At 45.4% G+C, this 17,582-nt stretch carries 12 protein-coding genes and 1 pseudogene; 7 read left to right on the top strand and 6 right to left on the bottom strand.

Annotation, left to right across the window (positions count from 1 at the left end; translation table 11 throughout):
- Positions 1-31 precede the first annotated feature (31 nt).
- On the bottom strand, positions 32-1,135 hold the full coding sequence (aroC, locus tag AS194_RS03880; protein WP_058024162.1) for a chorismate synthase: 1,104 nt from the start codon (positions 1,133-1,135) through the stop codon (positions 32-34).
- 103 nt (positions 1,136-1,238) lie between these two features.
- On the bottom strand, positions 1,239-2,414 hold the full coding sequence (gene prmB, locus AS194_RS03885) for a 50S ribosomal protein L3 N(5)-glutamine methyltransferase (protein ID WP_058024163.1): 1,176 nt from the start codon (positions 2,412-2,414) through the stop codon (positions 1,239-1,241).
- 338 nt (positions 2,415-2,752) lie between these two features.
- Here prmB and AS194_RS03890 point away from each other — a divergent pair, with 338 nt between their 5' ends.
- A complete protein-coding gene (locus AS194_RS03890) occupies positions 2,753-4,156 on the top strand; it encodes a L,D-transpeptidase family protein (RefSeq protein ID WP_200960312.1) in 1,404 nt (467 codons plus the stop codon).
- A gap of 159 nt (positions 4,157-4,315) precedes the next feature.
- Here the strand turns inward: AS194_RS03890 and AS194_RS03895 are convergent, their stop codons facing one another.
- Positions 4,316-4,528: a hypothetical protein gene (locus AS194_RS03895; protein WP_058024164.1), complete on the bottom strand. Its 213-nt coding sequence runs from the start codon at positions 4,526-4,528 to the stop codon at positions 4,316-4,318.
- A gap of 364 nt (positions 4,529-4,892) precedes the next feature.
- Here AS194_RS03895 and AS194_RS03900 point away from each other — a divergent pair, with 364 nt between their 5' ends.
- The 5 genes and pseudogenes from AS194_RS03900 (at position 4,893) to AS194_RS03920 (ending at position 12,071) form a co-directional block, all read left to right on the top strand.
- Positions 4,893-6,530 (top strand): DUF389 domain-containing protein, encoded by a 1,638-nt coding sequence (locus AS194_RS03900; RefSeq protein ID WP_058024165.1) that lies wholly within the window; start codon positions 4,893-4,895, stop codon positions 6,528-6,530.
- Between the two features lie 146 nt (positions 6,531-6,676).
- Positions 6,677-9,349: an alanine--tRNA ligase gene (gene alaS / locus AS194_RS03905; protein ID WP_058024166.1), complete on the top strand. Its 2,673-nt coding sequence runs from the start codon at positions 6,677-6,679 to the stop codon at positions 9,347-9,349.
- A gap of 316 nt (positions 9,350-9,665) precedes the next feature.
- Complete coding sequence (locus AS194_RS03910; protein ID WP_058024167.1) at positions 9,666-10,952, top strand: aspartate kinase; 1,287 nt, start codon at positions 9,666-9,668, stop codon at positions 10,950-10,952.
- A gap of 412 nt (positions 10,953-11,364) precedes the next feature.
- A pseudogene (gene csrA, locus AS194_RS03915) lies at positions 11,365-11,532 on the top strand (carbon storage regulator CsrA); the annotation flags it as partial.
- A 164-nt stretch (positions 11,533-11,696) separates the two neighbouring features.
- Positions 11,697-12,071: a HopJ type III effector protein gene (locus AS194_RS03920; RefSeq protein WP_058024168.1), complete on the top strand. Its 375-nt coding sequence runs from the start codon at positions 11,697-11,699 to the stop codon at positions 12,069-12,071.
- Between the two features lie 81 nt (positions 12,072-12,152).
- Here AS194_RS03920 and AS194_RS03925 read toward each other — a convergent pair whose 3' ends face one another.
- Both AS194_RS03925 and AS194_RS03930 read right to left on the bottom strand, forming a co-directional pair.
- A complete protein-coding gene (locus AS194_RS03925) occupies positions 12,153-12,464 on the bottom strand; it encodes a YeaC family protein (RefSeq protein WP_058024169.1) in 312 nt (103 codons plus the stop codon).
- Between the two features lie 83 nt (positions 12,465-12,547).
- Positions 12,548-13,552 carry an NAD(+) kinase gene (locus tag AS194_RS03930; RefSeq protein ID WP_058024170.1) on the bottom strand — a complete coding sequence of 335 codons (1,005 nt, stop codon included), beginning with the start codon at positions 13,550-13,552 and terminating at the stop codon, positions 12,548-12,550.
- Between the two features lie 272 nt (positions 13,553-13,824).
- On the opposite strand from AS194_RS03930, the gene AS194_RS03935 reads away from it, so the two are divergent.
- On the top strand, positions 13,825-14,547 hold the full coding sequence (locus AS194_RS03935; protein WP_058024171.1) for a Bax inhibitor-1/YccA family membrane protein: 723 nt from the start codon (positions 13,825-13,827) through the stop codon (positions 14,545-14,547).
- Positions 14,548-14,645: 98 nt separating this feature from the next.
- Here AS194_RS03935 and AS194_RS03940 read toward each other — a convergent pair whose 3' ends face one another.
- Entirely contained in the window at positions 14,646-17,444 is a 2,799-nt protein-coding gene (locus tag AS194_RS03940) for a heavy metal translocating P-type ATPase (RefSeq protein WP_058024172.1), read from the bottom strand.
- Between the last annotated feature and the right edge of the window lie 138 nt (positions 17,445-17,582).

Consider the following 17,582-nt stretch of genomic DNA (forward strand, 5'->3'; position numbering starts at 1 on the left):
ACAAAGGGCTGATTACTTTAGAGCAAAAATACTAAGTAATCGATTGTACTGGCGGCTTTACATCCGCGTTCTGACCACGGTGACGCAGATAGTGATCGAGCACTACAATCGCTAGCATCGCTTCGGCAATGGGCGTGGCTCGTACACCAACGCAAGGATCATGGCGACCTTTGGTAAGCATATCAACTGCCTCACCTTGGGTGTTGATACTTTTGCCAGCGGTGGTAATACTAGAGGTTGGCTTAAGCGCGATGCTCACACGGATATCTTGCCCTGATGAGATACCGCCCAAGACACCGCCAGCATGATTGGCGGCAAACCCATCTGGGGTCAGCTCATCACGAGCGCTATGTCCAAATTGACCTGCCACTGCCATACCATCGCCAATCTCAACCCCTTTGACCGCATTGATACTCATCATTGCATGAGCGATATCGGCATCTAAACGATCAAATACTGGCTCACCCAGACCTACAGGTACACCGCTCGCGATAATATCAAGGCGTGCACCGCAACTGGTGCCTTCACGGCGCAAGTTGTCAATCAAGGTCTCAAAACGGCCAATCGCTTTTTTGTCTGCGCAGAAGAACGGATTGCTATTTACAAATTCCCAATCGATCTGGTTCGGGTCTAGTACATTGCTATGCTCATTGCCGATTTGGGTCACATGACCACGAATTTGTACGCCCAGCCGTTCTTGTAAGTACTTCTTAGCGATAGCACCAGCAGCCACTCGCATAGCCGTCTCACGCGCTGACGAACGGCCACCACCACGATAGTCACGGAAACCATATTTCATACTGTAAGTATAATCGGCATGTCCAGGACGGAAGGTATCTTTGATATCGCTATAGTCTTTTGATTTTTGATTGGTATTGCGAATCAATAGACCGATGGATGTCCCTGTGGTTTTGCCTTCAAATACGCCAGAGATAATCTCAACTTCATCAGACTCACGGCGCTGGGTTGAATACTTAGACGTACCCGGTTTGCGACGATCCAGATCTACTTGTAAATCGTCTGCAGATAATGCTAAACCTGGTGGTACGCCATCAACGATGGCCATAAGGCCTGCGCCATGTGACTCACCGCAAGTGGTGACCGTAAAAACCTGCCCAATACTATTGCCTGCCATAATTGTCCTTAAACAAGTAAACGCGACTGATGGTTGTTCGACCAACCTTTTATGATTATCGCTGATCAGTTTTTATATGATCGATTTTGTGACCCACACTCAGCTATTGCATGCTATCTAATAGTTGCACATAAGCGGCAAACAGTTGACGATTGGCTACCAATTCATCATAAGTAATCGCAAAAACCCCATGCCCGCCATGTGCAAATTTCAACCAATCAAACTGAATCTCAGGATAGGCTTGCTTTAATGCCCATTCGCTGTCGCCCACTTCACAGACCAGCAAACCATCTGGGCTAAGGTAATCTGGCGCTTCAAATAAAATACGATGTACCAAATCCAAGCCGTCTTGACCCGCGGCTAATGCATGCTCAGGCTCATATAAAAACTCAGGCGGCAAATCTGCCATGATAGCCGCATCGACATACGGTGGATTGGTGACGATAAGCTCATACTGGTTCTCAGCAGGTATCTTGGCAAACAAATCAGACTCGATTACGTTCACTTGATGGCCAAGGTCATGATGATCGACATTGACCATTGCCACGTCCAGCGCGCCTTTATCGATATCGATAGCATCGACCAAGGCATCAACGAAACGGGTAGCAAGCGCGATTGCGATACAACCAGAGCCAGTACACAAGTCTAAGATACGCTCAGGCTGCGACAACTGCTTCACATCTAAACCATGATCATAAAATACCGCTGACTTTTCGTTCGGGCTGACACCCAGTGGTTTGGCGAGTTCAGTCACATCAAAATACGGATGGAACTGCTGACGAATCAACTCTGCGATTGGCGAGCGCGGGATAAGCACGCGCTCATCCACATAAAAAGGCAAATCGCAGAAATACGACAAGTTAATCAGATAGCTCAGCGGCTTACGTTCAGCGATGCGCTCTTCTAATAGTCCTAGCACTGCCTGCTTCTCTGACGTGGTCAAACGACAGTCTAAAATCTGCTCATTGGCTGACCAATCTAAAGACAACGAATGCAATACAATGGCTGACGCTTCCGCAAACTCATCAGTCGTGCCTTGTGCGACAACCACATCATAGTTACGCAATTGTGTGACGGAAAAACGAATAAAGTCGCGAATACTCACTAGCTGCTCGCGTGCTTCATTAAGCTCTGCTTGCAGGTTAGCAAGTTCATCGTGCTCACCAAGAAGTCCAGTCTCTAAATCATACTCCATCTCACCGTCTAAGCCCTCAGACTCATCATCGTTGAAGTATTGGTTTTGAAACTCTTCTGCACTCATCGTTTGGTCTTCTGACATATCGCACCTTGTTTCACTATTGGCGGGTTAAATGGCTTTTTGCTAAAAATCGATCTATTAATGAAAAAATTAATCATACATTATAGACATAAACGCCAAATAGCGCCAATCACTGTCGTTTTTACTAAAACAAAAAATAGTGAAAATAATGAGGAGTTTGCGTAAGCAGCCTGCCTGTCGCCGTAAACATTTTGGCTAAAATATTACTCAACTGTAGCGAATACGTCAGCAGTTGACGTTTAACCTACTCTAAATGCAAAAAGATAGACCAAAAGTTTGCGAAGCAACCAAATTATGCGCATAATAGCCGCATTAGTAGCAACCACAAGTGATTCAATATGATGAAAATAAAGCCTATTATTACTGCTATATCTATCGCTGCCATGAGTGCCAGCGTTGGCGCACTTGCCGCCACTGCCGATAATACTCGCACATTGCCAGTACGAACGGCAAACGCCATGCCAGGCCTTGCTCAAAAGGTGAGCCTCAATGTGCAAGAAAATCGTAGTCGCTCAGATGGTGCTGCTACTGTACAGTTAAATACAGAGAACGCAAAACCCGTTGATAGCATGAACCAGCTGATCAACACTAAGCAAGACGATCAAAATAGCACGCCAGCACCCGCTGCTGACAACATGAGCGCTGCTGAGTTGACCCTCAAAGATGAGCAATCTGATAGCACTGATGATATCAGCGAAGGCCAAGCGGTCGCTGCACCCAGCGATATCTCCTCTATCGACTCATCTGATCCACTCGCCTTTGAGTTACCGGAGAGTGAAAAGCGTCAAGACTTCAGTGATGATCCAACCATCAAAAATATCGAAGACAAAGATGGTAAGAGATATACCACATTAAACTTGTCAAATTACGCACAACAAGTAAACAACGCTGTGTGGTCGCCTAACATGAAAGTCAACTCAGCCATGACGATCAAAATGCAAGCGTTGCTCGATTGGAACCATGCCTCTCCTGGTCCTATCGATGGTGGCTGGGGGATGAACAGTAAAAAGGCCCTTACTAACTTCCAAGCAATGAAAGGCCTGCCAACGACTGGCAAAATGGATCAAAAAACGTGGGATGCCTTGGTTAAGAACATTCCGGCAACCAAACCTGTGCTCGTCACTTATACGTTGACTGATGATGATATCAACACCAATTTTGCGACCACACCTGCTGGCGCAGAAGCCAAGTCAAAAATGAAAGGGCTGTATTATCAAGATATCAAAGAGATGCTTGGTGAGCGCTTCCATATGGATGTGCGCTACTTGGATAAACTCAATAAGAACAAAGAATACAAAGCTGGTGAGACCATCACTGTACTGAATACCCGTGGTGCGTTAAACAAGCGAATCAACCGCGTGGTCGCTAACAAAGCTGATAAAACGTTATATGCTTATGATGGCAACCAACTGGTAGCGACTTACCCAACGACCGTTGGTAGTGATGACACGCCGTCACCACATGGTACTTATAAGATTGTCAATAAAGTCAAAATGCCGTGGTATAAAGCCACAGTCGGTGAAGGCGCTCAGAAAAAAATCCATATGTTGCCACCAGGACCAAACAATCCAGTCGGTGTGGTATGGATGGGCTTATCTAAACCGTCATATGGCCTACATGGCTCACCAAAACCTGAAGGTATCAGTCGCCAAGCCTCACATGGCTGTATCCGCTTGACCAACTGGGATGTGCTTGAGGTTTATGCCAATATCGAAAATGGCGCAACCGTTGAGCTTAAATAACGCTCTAACCTAGATCGCTATCAGCATTTATTACCAAGTCAGCACTTACTACCAAAAAAGACCTCACTATTGAGGTCTTTTTTACGTTTGGCGACGCTTTAGCGTTTTTACTACTAAAACCAACATCATCTGAGCATCAAGCCAAAATCTGATCATCCGTTATACTTTATGACCATCTTCGTTACCAGTAATGCTACCGATTTTTTTGGCAAAGAACATGGTGATGGGAATAGACGCCGCTGCACCCACTGCGACCGCTATTTGCATATGCGCGATCTCATCGAAACCCATAATGAGCGTACCGATGATGACAATCCCTGTGGTGACAGTGCCTGCTATGATGTAAATAACAGCAAATAATGGCCAGTTCATGACTTAATCCTTACTTTATGTGTGGGTATAGTTACTTTATACGCCATATCCCTACTAAAGGTAAGTATTTAATATAGACGCCAGCCTCATACATTTTGGCTGACTTATTCTAAAACCCATGTTAATATAAGGGTATTTCTCACTCATATTTCGCTATCTTCATTAATACTCATTTCCTATAAATTTTTACTCCGATTCCACTTTACATTCAGCCCCTCGATCATACCCTTACTACGATACCTCTTTCTATTTTGCCCAATGTCATGTCTAGCACTTTGCTTTTGCACAAAAAAAAGACAGCTTGTCGCTGATTTTTCATTACAATAATGGTTTTATTTCATCTGACTAATAAAGCCCAATTGCTATGACCGCTTCTGATAATACGTCACAACAAAAAAAACCAGACACCGCTTCTCAGATTTCATCTGATATGACAAAAGAGACATCTGAGAGAAAGATCGATGATGCTCATGAACCAGAACAGACCACTGAGCAGGAGTATGCAACCGAAAACAGTGAAGAGGAGTCGCTCTCTGAAACAAAAATCGTCATCACCTCACCAGAGCCTGATGTCGTCATTGCCACGCTAGACGCGCCTGATGATGACTCAGATCAATCTGAATTATCCAGCCCAAACGCAGACACAGCCGCTCACGCATCAGAGACAACGTCTGAGGCTTTTCATCAAACACAAGAAGATCCAGACACTTCCGAAGCGCCCAACACTCATGTTAGCCAACCTGTCGAACCCATTTCGATCGATCATAGTATCCATGAAAATGATCCTGTCGTTGCTGACGTCGATGATCATCTAACCACAGAGTCTACAACGACAAACACTAGTGGTGAAAATGTGGAGAGTGACGACGACGAGCAACAGTCAGAAGAAGAAAAGATCAAAGATGAAAAAGAAGCCAAGCTAGAATCCTACAAGCAATTCGTGGCCGAGCAGTTTAGCGATCAAAAGATAGACTATCCCGAAGTCCGCGTAACCATTGAGGCCAACGCCCTACCAAGTAAAATGTACTTTGTAATGAACACGCTATCAGCCATTATTGCCAGTTATGGCTTGGTGACCAATTCAGCCGCAGTGGTTATTGGCGCGATGTTGGTCGCCATGATGCTCGGTCCGATTACAGGTGTCGCCCTAGCGATTATTGACTACCGTATGCCACTGTTGCGTAAGTCGTTGCTCACCGTGTTAGCGGGAGTATTTTTGGTGATATTGGTCGGCTTTGTGGTGGGTCTATTGCATCAAGGTCAACCGCTGACCAATGAGATTTTATCTCGTACCCAGCCCACGTCTATGGACTTGATGATTGCACTGGCTGGCGGTACGGCTGGTGCATATGCGATGGTGTCTCCGCACCTGTCCGTCGCCGTTGTTGGGGTTGCTGTGGCCACCGCCTTGGTGCCGCCACTCGCGGCCAGTGGCATTTTATTTGCCAATGGCGAGATACAGATGGGGCTAGGTGCTGCCTTATTGGCCCTAACCAACATCATTGCCATTCAGTTTACTAATGCCATGGTACTGTGGTTTTTAGGCTTCAGGCGCTTGGTCGATGATGATTATGAATCGGGCACCTATTTGATATTTTTCCGTCGAAATGCCGTCACACTATTGTTACTGGTCGGCTTGGGCATTTATCTTACTCTAAACCTCAATAGCAATGCCAAGCAGCAGACCTTTGAAAACAATGTCAAAGAAGCAATTAATGAACATTTTATCGATCAAGGTAACGTACTGACCAACATACAATTTGATAAGAATAATGCGTTTCAAATCATTCGTGCCGTGGTACGCGGTGAGACCAGTCCAAATTCACAAGATGTGCAGCAGATCGAGGATGTGATTACCAAAGACATGGCAGAAAACTTCCCCAAATACTTGCCTATTAAATTGCAATTGCGCTACTTGCCAGTGCAGGTCATTGAGTCTGATCCATTAATCAAAGACAAGCTTGATGAGACTGATGCGGCAATTTTGACCAATTCACCATGATGCACCCTATATGAGCGGCAAATCATGAATGGACTATAACGAGCAGTTGTAACTCTTGTACCAAGAGCTTAGGCGTTTGTGCTAAAATCGCTTGCAAAATTATTTTATGTCATTTACTCAATTCTATCCGTCAGTAAGGAGCCGCTGTGAGCCAGCCATTTCGCTCAGCCGATATTCGCCAAGCCTTTATCGATTTTTTTATAAGCAAGCAGCACACCCAAGTTTCATCGTCTAGCTTGATTCCGCATAATGATCCGACATTGTTATTTACCAATGCCGGCATGAATCAGTTTAAAGAAACCTTTTTGGGCATGGAGCCACGTGAATACACACGTGCTGTGACCTCGCAGAAATGTGTCCGTGCTGGTGGTAAGCACAATGACTTGGACAATGTTGGCTACACTGCCCGCCATCATACGTTTTTTGAGATGCTTGGTAACTTCTCGTTTGGCGATTACTTCAAGCAAGCAGGTATCGAGTATATCTGGGAGTTTTTGACCTCAGATCAGTGGCTCGCGATTGATAAAGATCGTCTGTATGTCACCATTTATGAGACTGATGACGAAGCCTTTGATATTTGGCACAAAACCATTGGTCTGCCAAGTGAGCGCATCATTCGTATCGGTGATAACAAAGGGGCACCGTACGCCTCAGACAATTTTTGGACCATGGGCGACACCGGTCCTTGTGGCCCTTGCACCGAAGTGTTTTATGACCATGGCGCTGAGATCGAAGGCGGCTTGCCCGGTACGCCAGAAGAAGATGGCGATCGCTACATCGAGATTTGGAACTGCGTCTTTATGCAGTTCAATCGCCAAAAAGACGGCACGCTATTGCCGCTACCTGCGCCCAGTGTCGATACTGGCATGGGGCTTGAGCGTATTAGCGCTATCATGCAAGGCGTCCATGGTAACTATGAGATCGATCTGTTTACCCATTTAATGGATGCGGCAGCTGAGATCTTAGAGATTGACAATGAACAGCAGTCTTCACTAAAAGTCATCGCTGACCATATCCGTGCTGTGGCCTTTTTGATTGCTGATGGCGTCACACCGAGCAACGAAGGTCGTGGCTATGTATTGCGCCGTATCATTCGCCGTGCGGTACGTCATGGCAACAAGCTTGGCGCTGATAGTGAGTTTTTCTATAAAATGGTTGAGCCACTCGTGGCTGAAATGGGCAGTGCTTATCCAGAGCTAGTAGAAAAACAAAACGTGATCGAAAATGCGATTCAAAAAGAAGAAGCGCAGTTTGCCAAGACACTGGCACAAGGTCTGCGTTTGCTTGCCAGCGAGCTTGAAGGTCTAAAAGATGGCGATACGCTATCTGGCGAAGCGGCCTTTAAACTCTACGACACCTATGGCTTCCCAGTTGATTTGACCGCGGATATCACGCGTGAGCGCGGTATTGTCATCGATGAAGCGGAGTTTGATGAGCACATGCAAGCACAGCGCGAACGTGCTCGTGATGCAGGTAAGTTCGATGTCGATTACAGCAGCGTCATCCAAGTCGAGACGCCAACCGTCTTTGTTGGTTATGAGCAGCTTGAAGAAGACGGCGTGACCATCGATGCGCTTTATCAAGATGGCAATCCAGCAGAGAGCCTAACGGAAGGCATGGAAGGCGTGGTGGTATTGGATCGTACGCCATTTTACGCCGAAGGCGGTGGTCAAGTGGGTGAGCTTGGTGAAATCCGTACCGAATCAGGTGTCTTTGAAGTACAAGATACCAAAAAATCTGGTCAAGCCATCATTCATTATGGTGTGGTGACCATGGGTGATATCAAACCCAAGCAAACGGCGGATGCCCACGTGCTTTCAAGCATTCGTGCAGCCAGTGCCAAAAACCACTCTGCCACTCACCTATTACATGCAGCACTAAGAGAAGTCTTGGGTGATGAAGTCACGCAGAAAGGCTCATTAGTCTCAAGCGACGTACTGCGTTTTGACTTTGCTTATGATAAGCCTGTCAGTGCTGCTGAAATCATGCGAGTAGAGCGTCTCGTCAATGAGCAAATCCAAGCCAACACTCCTGCTCGTATTGAACACATGTCGATTGATGAAGCCATGAATCAAGGCGCGATGGCATTATTTGGCGAAAAGTACGGCACTGACGTTCGCGTACTAACCATGGGTACAGATCGTATCGTCGGTGGTCAGCGCAAGCCTTTCTCTATCGAACTTTGCGGCGGTTTACATGTACAGCGTACTGGCGATATCGGTATGCTAAAAATCACCAGCGAGTCAGGTATCGCTGCTGGCATCCGCCGTATTGAAGCCGTCACGGGCATGAACGCGGTCAAAAACATTCAGCAAAGCGAGCAGCAACTAAGCGAGTTGGCAAGCCAGCTAAAGGTCAAACGTCCTGAGGTCGCCCAGCGTGTGCGTACCATGGCAGATAAGCAACGCGAGCTTGAAAAACAGCTTGAGCGCTTAGAGCAAAAAATGGCCAGCGCTCAAGCTGCCAACCTACTCGATGACGTACAAACGATTGCAGATACGCCCGTACTTCTCAGCACCTTAAGCGGTATCGATGGTAAATCCATCCGTACGCTGATGGATGATATCAAATCAAAACTGCCTGATAGTGTGATTGTATTAATTGGTGATAAAAATGACCAATTAGCACTAGCCGCGAGTGTCGCAAAATCTGTTACTGCTAAAATCAAAGCGGGTGATATCATTCGTCATTTAGCCAGTGAGCTTGGTGGTAAAGGTGGCGGTAAACCTGACTACGCACAGGGCGGCGCACCAAAGTCTGATAACAGCACTGCGGTCATCAATGCCCTACCTGCTTGGATTGAAACCCAACTTAGCTAATCATAAAAGGCTTAGTAATTTAGGACCTTACTCTGGTTTACTTGGCATGGGATATGCGATCGGTTATAGCAACTATAACCAATCGCCATACATCTAAGCGGTACTGATACTTAAAGTTATGCGGTAGATATGGTATAAAGGTCAACGTTTGACAATATTGCTCATTCATGACAGTTGATGCAGTACCAATAAACGAATGACACATATAGGGCATAACTCTTACAATCTGGCTTTATCTATACACGCATGGACACGTGTCGCATTGAGACTGATCCATGAGAATAAAAGGTCATTAATGAATAATAGGTAGATTTTTATGGCGTTAATAGTACAGAAATACGGCGGCACCTCGATGGGCAGTATCGACCGCATCAAAAACGTCGCCAAACGCGTCAAACGCTGGCATGACAATGGTCATCAAGTCGTGGTCGTGGTCTCAGCCATGAGCGGCGAAACCAACCGTTTGATTGATCTAGCACGCCAAATCAGTAACAACCCTGACCCACGTGAGTACGACCAGATGGTCTCAACCGGTGAGCAGGTTTCTATCTCACTACTCGCGATGGCGATAAAAGAGCTTGGTATTGGTGCGCGTTCAATGACTGGTCGTCAAGTCGCGATCAAAACCGATAACGCCCATAATAAAGCCCGTATCGAAAGCATCGATGATAAAAACATACGCGAGCAGCTAGATGCCGGCAATATCGTCATTGTGGCAGGCTTTCAAGGTATTGATGAAGAAGGCAATGCAACCACATTGGGGCGCGGCGGCTCTGATACGACAGGCGTTGCGATTGCAGCGGCTTTGGGTGCTGATGAATGTCAAATTTATACTGATGTCGATGGCGTTTATACCACTGACCCTCGCGTCACCTCAAAAGCCAAAAAGCTTGAAAAAATTACCTTTGAAGAAATGCTTGAGATGGCAAGTCTTGGCTCCAAAATCCTACAGATTCGCTCAGTAGAATTCGCTGGCAAATACGGCGTACCACTGCGCGTCCTATCTAGCTTTGATGAAAACACTGACGGTAGCTTTGACCAAGAGTTTCAAAACAACGTGGGCACCCTAATTACGATAGACGAAGGAGACAATATGGAACAGGCAATCATCTCAGGTATCGCATTTAACCGAGACGAAGCAAAAATCTTAGTGCGCGGTGTACCCGATCATCCTGGTATCGCCTCTGCTATCTTAAGCCCAATTGGTCGTGCCAATATCGAAATCGATATGATTGTCCAAAACCTCTCGGATAATGGTACCACTGACTTTACTTTCACCGTCAATCGTACTGACTTGGACAAGACGCTAAAAGTGCTCAATGAAGAAGTCAAAGACGAGATTGGTGCCAAAGAAATATCAGGCAACAGCGAAGTGGTCAAAGTCTCACTAGTTGGTGTTGGTATGCGCTCACATGCAGGGGTTGCCAGCCTCATGTTCCAAACATTGGCTGAGAACAATATCAATATCCAAATGATATCGACCAGCGAGATCAAAGTATCTGTTTTGATTCAAGATCAGCACTTAGAAAAAGCCGTCAAATCATTGCATACTGCCTTTGGTCTTGACCGTGAAGACGGTGAGAGCAAAATCGCTGGGCTATAAGGCCAAAAAACTGTTAAAATACAGCTTTAGCATTGATGGTTATCTATTAACCGCTATTGACGACTTTGCATCGTATGTAAATAAATAGCGTTTCGTTTAAACAAATAGCCTCCAAATAAAAACAGTACTTAAATAAAATAGGATCTTTTTAGATCCTATTTTATTTTTTAGCATAGTTGAAATGAGCATTTACCTAATAGTTTTGTGAAAAACCGTGACAGTATCTGTTATGCCACCTATAATGGGGCTTTCATTTGGGCTAAATGAATCTACCTATCATTGCCGTGGTTTGCACAATGTCGAGTATGGTAATTGTTGATATATTACTTACTGAGTGCTGCGGTGATGTTCTGCAATTGAGAAGTAATCTGATGAGTAATAATCTGTTGATGCGACATAAGGAGTGTGACGCATGTTAATTTTGACACGCCGTGTGGGCGAAACGCTAATGATCGGCGATGAAGTCAGTGTGACGGTATTGGGCGTCAAGGGCAATCAAGTACGTATCGGTGTGAATGCACCTAAAGATATTGCCGTACATCGCGAAGAGATTTATCAACGTATCCAGCATGAGCGTTCTGTACAGTCGCAAATGCAACATCTTGAGCAAGGCAATTTTTCGCCGTCGTTCGATGATGAAGACTACTTCAATCGCTAATCTATGATACTTAATGCTCAACGACTAATGAGCATACATAAGCATTATATTTTTTATTTTTTAAACTGCTCTGAGGTCATTTATTTATGAGTATCCGCCAATCAGATGTATCGGCTCTACTTAATGGTTTGAATAAAAAAGCCATTGGATTCAATGATGTTATCAGCTTTATCGATGATTTTTATCGCTATTCTCCTGCCCCATTTGTCAACGGTATGGTCCATAATGCAGCTGGCGAAAATGAAGGTAGTGCAAAGATTTTTGGGTTCGCTAAGCATCACGGTCTAAACCAATTGGATACGCTAAAACTATTCGGCGAACATTATGCCAAAGTGCAAGCAACGCCTAACGGTACTGACCATGCTAATATTCGCAACTTTTTGCATTGGGGCTGGCAAGGATTTTTAATGCAAAAAAATCCGCTAACGGTTCGTCCTAGTGTCGACACAACTGCAATTTAAATATGTGTAGTGATTGAATAATTAATAAAGTAAAAAAAGCCACGCTAATGAGCGTGGCTTTTTTATTGACTGTTTATAGATTTATTTATTACGAAACTTCACAGGTTGTACCGCCCCTTTCGGGTTCGGCATATTAGGATAATGATGCTCGTGCTCGACGTCACACTCAGCGCCCACGATAGAACCATCCTCTTTCACTGGTTTATGGATATAACCCGTACGCTCAGCAGGTGGTAGGTGCTCGTGCTCCCATACCATCACTGCTTGCATGCAAGTTTCTCGCTGCTCAGCGGTAATTTTGCGACCATCAGGCCACTTACCTAACTCAATCGCCATGCGGAATTTATCAACCACTTCCGGTGTTAGACTGGCTAGTATTGTTTGTTTATCCATCTTGCCTACTCTCCACTACTATTTTTTCATCATATTTTTTGATGGCTATTGGACGATTTGAAAACATGCTCTAATAGATACGCTCATTCATCATCTATAATATCATCATCGACATCCAGACTGAATTCTTCGGCATGTACGTTCCAGTGCAGCTTGGTACGACAGGCTTCATAAAAGTCAAATCCAGGCGGATGCAGTAAAGTGAGCTTATCAGGATGCTTACGAATATATAAGCGCTGTTCTTGCTCAAGCGGTACGCTTGGTTTGCCATCTGCGCTGACCATCGGCTGCGTGCGATTGTCTTCGTGAATACGAATACAGACCTCACTATTACCACTGACAACAATCGGGCGACTAGACAACGTATGTGGGTGCATAGGCACAAGACAAATCGCATCCATACTCGGATGAATGATGGGGCCACCACCGGACAAGGCATAGGCAGTCGATCCAGTCGGTGTCGCTGCTATCAAGCCATCACTATGCTGTCTATAAACATCATGTCCGTCAATCTTCATCTGAAAATCGATCATATGTACCGATTTACCAGCGTGCAGTACGATGTCGTTTAGCGCCATGTCTTCATGAATGATTTTGCGCCCTTCTCGTATCTCCATCGTCAATAAAAACCGATGATCCAGCTGATAATCGCCCATCAATACTTGGCGTAGCTTAAATGCTGCTTCGTCAGGTTTGACATCTGCCAAAAACCCGAGACGACCACGGTTAACCCCTAATACTGGGACACGGTAGCGTGCCAATGCTTCGGCAGCATGCAATATCGACCCATCACCACCAACAACGATGACCAAATCGCAAATCTCACCAATCAAGCCACGTTTAACGATTTTGACTCTTTCTACTTCTGTGAGGTTAAGCGTTGGTAAGTTGGCCGTTTGTACATCCATGATCAACGTCAAGTTCATCTCATTGATGGTTTGGGCAATCTGTACCAGACTTCGCGTGACGCTGCGTTTACCAGCACGGCCCATTAAACCAATACGCCTAAAAGCAGGATTTTTGATAGCGTGGAACAGCTCTGACTCGTGTAAGTGTGGCAATCTTGCTGACTGCGCTGAGTTTTCCATAAAACGACTCGGTATAACGGTGAAGTACAGGGTAATAATAGCGATAAATGCGCGCTTAGACTAGCATGTTTATGAATTATCGTTGTTAACTGTCGTAACTGGCCCCATATAAAATATATCAGATGCCTTACTCATGCTTGCTTGTCTGCTTAGGTTTTGAGACTACTAGGTTGAGCTGTAACGGCTGTCACGCAAACACAGTTGACAATAACGGCGGTTTTGCTAAAGTAGCAGCATCTCTATTTTTATATTTTATTATTAAGGACTTATGTATGGCCAATCCTATTGTCAGTCGCGCAGAACTTGCGATCGGCGGTAATCCAATGACGGTCAAAGGCGTTATTCAAAAGACCAGCCTGTTACTTGGGTTATCAGCTATTACTGGTGTGGGCTTTTTCTTTTATGCGCTTATGGCAGGTTTATCGCAAGGTTTTATTACCATGGCAGCCTTTGGTAGCATGATTGCTGCGTTTGTTCTTGCTCTTTTTATTACCTTTAAACCACAAAAAGCAAAGACGTTGGCGGTGCCTTATGCCTTGCTAGAAGGTATCTTTTTGGGCGGTATCTCATTATTTTTCATGAGAATGTATCCAACTGTCCCAGTCACTGCGATGTGTGCAACCTTCGTCACAGCAGCAGTCATGCTAGGACTGTATCGCTCAGGTTTGGTAAAGGTTACTGAAAAGTTCCGCTCTATCGTGACCTCAGCCGTGATTGCCATCATGCTTGTTTATGTAGCACAGTGGGTACTGTCTCTAGCGTTTGGCTCAACCTTGCCATTCTTGTTTGAAGGTGGTGCTATTGCTATTGGCTTTAGCTTATTTGTGATTGTTATCGCCTCTTTCACGCTGTTATTGGATTTTGACAATATCGATCGCGGTGTTGCGATGGGTATTTCTGAAGACTACGAATGGTTGTTCAGCATTGGTATTCTTGCCACGCTAGTTTGGATGTATATCGAATTTATGCGTCTGCTCAGCTATCTACAAGACTAATCAAATAATTCGATAGTAAATCTGTATAAAAAAACCGCCTGAGCTATTGATAGTTGCAGGCGGTTTTTTATGAGCAAACTTTGAGAGCTATAGTTCAACTAAGCCCGTTTTAGGCGTAGCGCGTTTAACACCACAAACAATGAGCTAAGTGACATGCCGATGGCAGCAAGCCATGGTGGTACATACCCTAAAGCCGCTGGTATCAGCACGATACTATTATAAGCCAAGGCCCAGCGGAAGTTTTGCTTGATAATACGTTCGGTTTTATCAGAGATACGTTTGGCAGCAGTGATGGCTTCGATCTGTCCATTCAAAATAATACTGTCGCTAGATACTTGTGCCAGATCTGCTGCACCAGCAATCGAGGTGGACACATCAGCCGCTGCTAACACTGGTGCATCATTGATGCCATCACCCACCATCAGTACGACAGCGCCTTTAGATTGCAACTGCTGAATATGATTGACTTTATCAGTCGGTGATAGACCATTATAAGCTGACTGTATCCCTAAATTCTCAGCCATCACGAGCGCTTGCGGGCTTGGGTCACCCGTCAACATCACAGACTCAATACCTAGACCTTTGAGCGTATCGAGCATCGATTGGGTACTATCACGTACCTTGTCATTAAAATAAAAGCACGCCAGCACCTGCCAGTCATTTGTATCAGGTTTCTGGCTCGATAAAACAACCACTGAGCTGGCACGCTGAGCGACCAAGTCAATGTTCAAATCATTGTTCGTATTGACCTCATTGGCACTACCACTGGTTTTATCTAACGCAAAATTCACATGACCAATGCGATATACCATGCCATCAATCATGGCTTCTACCCCGCCTGCGGGATAATGCTGCATGGCCCTTGTCGGTGGCAGATGTAACTGATAGGCAGCGGTAAGCAGCGCGTGTGCAATGGGATGACGACTCCCTACTTCTAGGGCAGCTGCGATTGCCAATAGTTTATCTTTTTGTGCTGTTGATGTTGAGTTATCAGAATCAGTCTGGTTTACTGGCTCGATTATCTCAATATTTAATAAATTTGGCTTCCCATAAGTAAGCGTACCTGTTTTATCAAAAGCAACATGTGTAATTTCAGCCAATGTTTGCAGCGTATGCCCGCGCGTCGTCAAAAAACCATAGCTTGCCAGACGATTGGTCGAGACAGTCAAAGCAATTGGCGTCGCCAATGACAAGGCGCAAGGACAAGTGGCAACTAATACTGCCACCGTTGCCCAAATAGCTTGGCTTGGATCGACAATATACCAGCCAACAAACACTAAAACTGATAGCACTAAGATACGCGCCACAAACCAACGTGCCAGTTTATCTGCTTGCTGTGCAAGTTTAGGCTTTTCGCTCATGGCGCGGTTCATCAGTCTATCAATCAGCCCTATTTGACTGTCTTTTGGTAATGCCGTCACCAACATCTCAAACGGCTGGCTATCGTTTTGCGCACCGCCAACAATATAATCGCCTTGGGACTTAATGATTAAATCACCTTCGCCTGTCAGTAGGCTTTGCGAGACTGTTGCAGTAGGACTTAACAAAATACCGTCACTGATAATCTCCGAACCCGCTTCAACCAAAATAATATCACCTACTTGCAAGCTATGCGCCGTCACCATTTGCTTTGATGCTGCATCACCTGCTAACTGTGCTGTCACATTCTGTTGATGACGTGACTGCTGCCAATCTTGAGCAATACCCGATGTGAGCTGATGAACATTGGCATCAACACCCTTCATAAAGTTAGGCATCATTTCTGTCGTCGCATCTGATGCCTTTTTCGCCTCATCTTCAACATTGTCACTTTGTTGAGACGCATTGTCTCTGATCTGCTGCAAGATGCGCTCTGCCGCTGTTTTATCTTCAGCCACTTTTCGTACCAATACTGGCTCTACTACGACCAGATCATTGGCCATGGTCGCAGCTTTTAGACGGGCATTATGCTCGATATAGCGTCCTGCCAGCAAAAAGAAAATAAACATGCTGACAGAGTCATAGTATGTCTCCCCTTGCCCAGTAATAGTGGCGTATAAACTGGCAAAGAAGGTGATAATCAAAGCAAGGCTAACAGGCACATCCATATTGACCTGGCGCGCACGAATCGCTGACCATGCGGAGGTAAAGAAAGGAATACCGGCATAAAAGAAAACAGGCGTACTAACAAATAAAGACACCCAACGCAAAAAGTCACGCTGAAATATCAACATGTCGCTATATTCACCAAAATAAAGCGCAACGGCATACATCATTGCCTGCATTGAACCGAGTGCCGCGATACCAAGACGCAATAGCATTTGGTTGTTATGACGCGCCAGCATGGCTTCATGGGTATCTTGCCGATAAGGCTTGGCATCATAGCCAATCTCATTGATGACCGCTAAAATGCGGCTAATCGGTAACTTATCTTCATTCCAAATGACCCGCATACGCTGGTTGGTCAAATTCACCTGACACTTACTAATGCCTTCTAGCTCATCGAGACGCGACTCAATCAACCATGTACAGGCCGCACAGCGCAAATTATTAACAGACAGCTCCGCCACCGACAGCCCATCTTGCGCATATACGAACTGCGACTTTATCTCGTCATGATCATATACCTCAAGACGCGTCAGCTGGGTCGGTAAGCTTGCTGTACGGTTAATCTCCGAACGGTCAAGATAATACTGCTCAAGCCCAGCCTCTACGATGCTCTGAGCTGCTAACTGACAGCCCATACAACACATCTCACGCGACTTGCCTAGAATCTCAGTATGAAACGGCGGCTGAGGCACTGGATCACCGCAATGGAAGCAGTGATCAGCAAGGGGTAGCACCAAGCCATCAGTGATGGAGTTGTCTTTATAAGGATGATTGGTAGCAGATGATACTGATGATGGGATACTAGACATAGTCGCGCTTACTTCCTTTGACAGGCTTGCTCAAAATGCATTCATTTAAGGCAAACTTGCTCTGATTGACTGTACTGTACGTCGTGCAACAGAGCCACTTTTCATCACATGAATATCACTATTGTTAGTAGCACAATA

Origin of the sequence: Psychrobacter piscatorii (genome assembly GCF_001444505.1) — a bacterium.
GTDB lineage: Bacteria > Pseudomonadota > Gammaproteobacteria > Pseudomonadales > Moraxellaceae > Psychrobacter > Psychrobacter piscatorii_B.

Bases quoted from the DNA above. Each gene is read 5' to 3' on its own strand.
- aroC (WP_058024162.1), bottom strand. From the start codon at position 1,135: ATGGCAGGCAATAGTATTGGGCAGGTTTTTACGGTCACCACTTGCGGT.
- prmB (WP_058024163.1), bottom strand. From the start codon at position 2,414: ATGTCAGAAGACCAAACGATGAGTGCAGAAGAGTTTCAAAACCAATAC.
- AS194_RS03890 (WP_200960312.1), top strand. From the start codon at position 2,753: ATGATGAAAATAAAGCCTATTATTACTGCTATATCTATCGCTGCCATG.
- AS194_RS03895 (WP_058024164.1), bottom strand. From the start codon at position 4,528: ATGAACTGGCCATTATTTGCTGTTATTTACATCATAGCAGGCACTGTC.
- AS194_RS03900 (WP_058024165.1), top strand. From the start codon at position 4,893: ATGACCGCTTCTGATAATACGTCACAACAAAAAAAACCAGACACCGCT.
- AS194_RS03910 (WP_058024167.1), top strand. From the start codon at position 9,666: ATGGCGTTAATAGTACAGAAATACGGCGGCACCTCGATGGGCAGTATC.
- AS194_RS03920 (WP_058024168.1), top strand. From the start codon at position 11,697: ATGAGTATCCGCCAATCAGATGTATCGGCTCTACTTAATGGTTTGAAT.
- AS194_RS03925 (WP_058024169.1), bottom strand. From the start codon at position 12,464: ATGGATAAACAAACAATACTAGCCAGTCTAACACCGGAAGTGGTTGAT.
- AS194_RS03930 (WP_058024170.1), bottom strand. From the start codon at position 13,552: ATGGAAAACTCAGCGCAGTCAGCAAGATTGCCACACTTACACGAGTCA.
- AS194_RS03935 (WP_058024171.1), top strand. From the start codon at position 13,825: ATGGCCAATCCTATTGTCAGTCGCGCAGAACTTGCGATCGGCGGTAAT.
- AS194_RS03940 (WP_058024172.1), bottom strand. From the start codon at position 17,444: ATGTCTAGTATCCCATCATCAGTATCATCTGCTACCAATCATCCTTAT.